The sequence below is a fragment of the Kitasatospora sp. NPDC054768 genome, from assembly GCF_053612025.1.
Map to the genome: position 1 here is coordinate 1 of NZ_JBSHBN010000311.1, position 3,865 is coordinate 3,865.

3 protein-coding genes are annotated in these 3,865 nt (G+C 74.6%); 2 read left to right on the plus strand and 1 reads right to left on the minus strand.

Annotated elements, in window-relative coordinates:
- The coding region (locus ACWGKU_RS40690) for a hypothetical protein (RefSeq protein ID WP_452191826.1) at nucleotides 1-202 on the minus strand (202 nt) is incomplete at its 3' end.
- 639 nt (nucleotides 203-841) lie between these two features.
- Here ACWGKU_RS40690 and ACWGKU_RS40695 point away from each other — a divergent pair.
- Nucleotides 842-2,083, plus strand: coding sequence for a Rieske 2Fe-2S domain-containing protein (locus tag ACWGKU_RS40695; RefSeq protein WP_452180843.1), 1,242 nt, complete (start codon nucleotides 842-844; stop codon nucleotides 2,081-2,083).
- A 123-nt stretch (nucleotides 2,084-2,206) separates the two neighbouring features.
- Nucleotides 2,207-3,823, plus strand: coding sequence for a serine/threonine-protein kinase (locus tag ACWGKU_RS40700; RefSeq protein WP_452180844.1), 1,617 nt, complete (start codon nucleotides 2,207-2,209; stop codon nucleotides 3,821-3,823).
- Nucleotides 3,824-3,865: the final 42 nt, after the last annotated feature.

The following is a 3,865-nucleotide window of genomic DNA, read 5'->3' on the forward strand; positions in this document are numbered from 1 at the left end:
TCCCACCGACCACCAGCACCACACCGGACCCGACCGCGAGATCCACCACACCAGCCATCACGAACACCCTCATTCCAAGACTCGGAGGAATCACCGGAGACCGATCCTCGAAGGCGCCGGTTGCGCCCGATCGGTTCGTCGTCGTGGCACCATTCAAATCCCCCCTGCCCGGACGATCCATAGCCGCCGCTCTCAGCTCCATGCGCGAGCGTCTACGCCACCGATGCGCCACCGACCAGCGGTGCTCCGCCCGCCCACGGTCGTCGAACCACCCGCGGCCCGGGCTCCCCGGCACCCACCACAACACACCGCACCCCCGCCTGAAAGCTCTTTCCAGCGCCTCTCGACCCTTCTTCGACCGCGCGGCGGGAAGCGCCGCGCACGGCGGCCGGAAACGGGCCGGCCGGGAAATCGCGGAGCGACCGGAAAGGAAAACCCCGGTCCCGGGACCGCGGAATCCGTCGCCGGCACCGATCGTCCCGAGGTACGGGCCCGAAGGGATGCCGCCCGGTCCCGACGGCCCGGCTCCGGCCCGGGTGCCGTCCGCCTCCCCGTTCGACCCGCTCGGCCGCTGCTCGGCCCCCGTTCTGCCCCCGTTCGGCCGCCGCTCGCCGGCGGAGCCCCGCCGAGGTGCTCGGACACGCCCGCCCAGGAGCCGGGCGGGTGCCCGGGATCTGTCGAATCCTTGAAAACTCATACCTGGCGGATCATCAGACTTGTTGCTGCTTAGGGGGATTGTCCGTGCACGGGCTCCCGTTCCGTGGATAGCATCTGAATTCCATTCTGTTCGAGCGCTAATCGCCTGGGAGGGGCGGCGCCGGACAGACCGACAGGAGACTTCATGCGCGTGTCCAAGCACGTCCACCCCGTCAGCAACCGCCCGACCGCGGCCGACGTCGCCCTGCCACCGGCGCTGCCCTATCCCGACGGCTGGTCCGCACTCGCCTTCTCCGCCGAGCTCAAGCCCGGCACCGTGCTCACCCGCCAGCTCGCGGGCGAGGACGTCGTGCTGTACCGGTTGCGCAACGGCCGCCTCCGCGCGATCCGCCCGTACTGCCCGCACCTGGGCGCCCACCTCGGCCTGGCCTCGGTCGAGGGCAACGACCTGGTCTGCCCGTTCCACCGCTTCGCCTTCGACGCCGACGGCCACTGCGTACGCACCGGGTACGGCACCCAGACACCCAAGGCGGCGCTGACGCAGCTGCCGGTGCACGAGGTGAACGAGGCGGTCTTCGTCTGGCGCCACCACGACGGCCGGGAGCCGGACTGGGAGATCCCCGCCTGGCACCGGCTCGACGACGGACGGCAGCCGCTGCGGTACGCCTCCTTCGAGATGCCCGGCTACGCCCAGGACGTCATGGAGAACTCCTTCGACCTGGGCCACTTCGTCACCCTGCACGGCTGGCCCGAGGGCGAGCTGGCGGCACCGGTGGAGTTCGACGGCACCGGCTTCCACATCTCGATGCTGGTCCGGGAGACCTTCCCGCTGCTCGGAATGCGCGAGGTCCACGTCGAGGTGGACGGGTACGGCCTCACCGCCCTGCACACCGACGTCCACACCCCGTCGCTCGGCCTGAAGATCTGCTCGCTGGTCATGGCCACCCAGGTCGCCCCCGGCCGGATGCAGCTGCGGCAGGCGAGCCGCTTCGTGATGGCGGAGCCGTCCGGGCTGCCACCGGCCGTCGCCCGGACCGTCAGCCGGGTGGTGACCAGGCTGCTGGCGGGCCCGATGTTCCGGCGCAACCTGGAGTTCACCTCGGCGGACTTCCCGATCTGGTCCACCAAGCGGTACGTCTCCCCGCCCCGGCTCGCCCAGGGCGACGGGCCGATCGGCGCGATGCGGCACTGGGCCCGGCAGTTCTACCCGCCGGACCACCAGGCGCACCTGCCGGAGCCGGCCTCGCTCGCCTCCCGGAACGGGCACGGCGCCCACGAGGCGAACGGGCACAGCGCGAACGGACACGGCGCGAACGGACACGGCGCGAACGCGGACGGACAGGGCACGCCCGACGGCGAGGCCGCCGCGAGCCGCACCCAGGCCGATGCCTCCGGCAAGGCGCCCAGTGGAGCCGCCCGGAGCTGAATCGGCCCCGGCCACCCACAGACCCGCACTCGTTCCGCGGCCGTCGGCCCGAACCGGAACCGCCCGTCCCGGCGGTACCGTCTGGCGTGGAGTACGGACGGGCGCGGCGAGGGGAGAGTCGGCGTGGAGGCACTGGGGGACGGGGATCCCCGGCAGGTGGGCGAGTACCGCCTGCTGCGGAGACTCGGTGCGGGCGGCATGGGCCGGGTCTACCTGGGCCGGACGGCGGGCGGCCGCACGGTGGCCGTCAAGCTGGTGCACGAGCAGTTCGCGGCGGACCGGGAGTTCCGGGTGCGGTTCCGCAACGAGGTGGCCGCCGCCCGGCGGGTCGGCGGCCGCTGGACGGCCCCGGTGCTGGACGCGGACACCGAGGGCGCCCAGCCCTGGGTGGCCACCGGGTACGTCGCCGGGCCCTCGCTGGCCGCCGCCGTGCGGGAGTTCGGCCCGCTGCCCGTCGCCGCCGTCCGCTCCCTCGGGGTGGGGCTCGCCGAGGCGCTGCAGGCCGTGCACGCCCAGGGGCTGGTGCACCGGGACGTCAAGCCGTCGAACGTGCTGCTGGCGCTGGACGGCCCGCGCCTGATCGACTTCGGGATCACCCGGGCACTGGACGCGGCGACCGCGCTCACCCGGTCGGGCTTCGTGGTCGGCTCCCCGGGCTACCTCTCCCCCGAGCAGGCCGAGGGGCGCCGCGCCGGGCCCGCCTCGGACGTCTTCTCGCTCGGCGCCGTACTCGCCCACGCCGCTACCGGCACCGCGCCGTTCGGCTCGGGGGTGAGCGCGCCCGTCCTGCTCTACCGGGTCCTTCACGAGGAGCCGGAACTCGACGTGGCCGACCGGGAGTTGCGCGCCCTGCTGACGGCGTGCCTGGCCAAGGACCCGGCCCGCCGGCCCACTCCCGCCCAGCTGCGCGAGCGGCTGACGGCGGCCGACCCGACGGCGGGCGAGCGGCTGGAGCGACGGGAGTGGCTGCCGCCCGCGATCGCCGCCGCGCTGGCCGCGCTCGCGGTCGAACTGCTGGACCTGGACAGTGACTCTCCGGCCCGACCCGGCGCTCCCACCGGGCAGTTCGGCCCGGCGGAGCCGTGGCACGCCGCACCGCCGACCCCGGGGGCGCCGGCCCCCGGAACGCCCACGCCCACGCCCACGCCCACGCCCACGCCCCCGGGCACGCCGACGCCGTACTCCCCGACACGGCCCCCGCCGTACCGGCCCCCGTACGCACCCCCGCCGCAGCCGACCCGCGGCCGGCCCGGCCCCGGCGTGCTGCTGGTCGCCGCCGTCCTGGCCGTCGCGGCGGCCGGCACCGCGGTGGTCCTGGCCGTGCGCGGCAACGACACCGACGGCACCGGCTCCGGCTCCGGCAGCACCCCGCCCGCCGCCACCTCCGCCGCCCCGACGCCGGGCGGCGAGATCCCGGCCGCCTTCCTCGGCTCCTGGCAGGGCGACCTGGGCAGCCAACAGACCCTCGTCAAGCCGGACTTCTCGATCACCATCGCCCAGGGCCGGGCCAACGACCCGGTCGCGCAGATCCACAACAACGAGGGAGCGGGCACCCGCTACTGCGACGCGACCGCCAACCTGGTCCAGGCCACCCCGGACCGGGTGGTGCTGCGCACCGCCCCGATGAGCACGCTCAGCGGCTGCGCCGCCGTCCCGTACGACCAGGTGTACACCCGCAATCCGGACGGCAGCCTGCACCTGCTGGTCGGCGGCTTCTCGGGCGACCTGCGCAGGAAGTAGCCCCCGGTTCCACGCGCGGCGGGGCGGCCCCCACTCCCGGGG

Coding starts and splice junctions, on each gene's coding strand:
- ACWGKU_RS40695 (WP_452180843.1), top strand. CDS start 842: ATGCGCGTGTCCAAGCACGTCCACCCCGTCAGCAACCGCCCGACCGCG.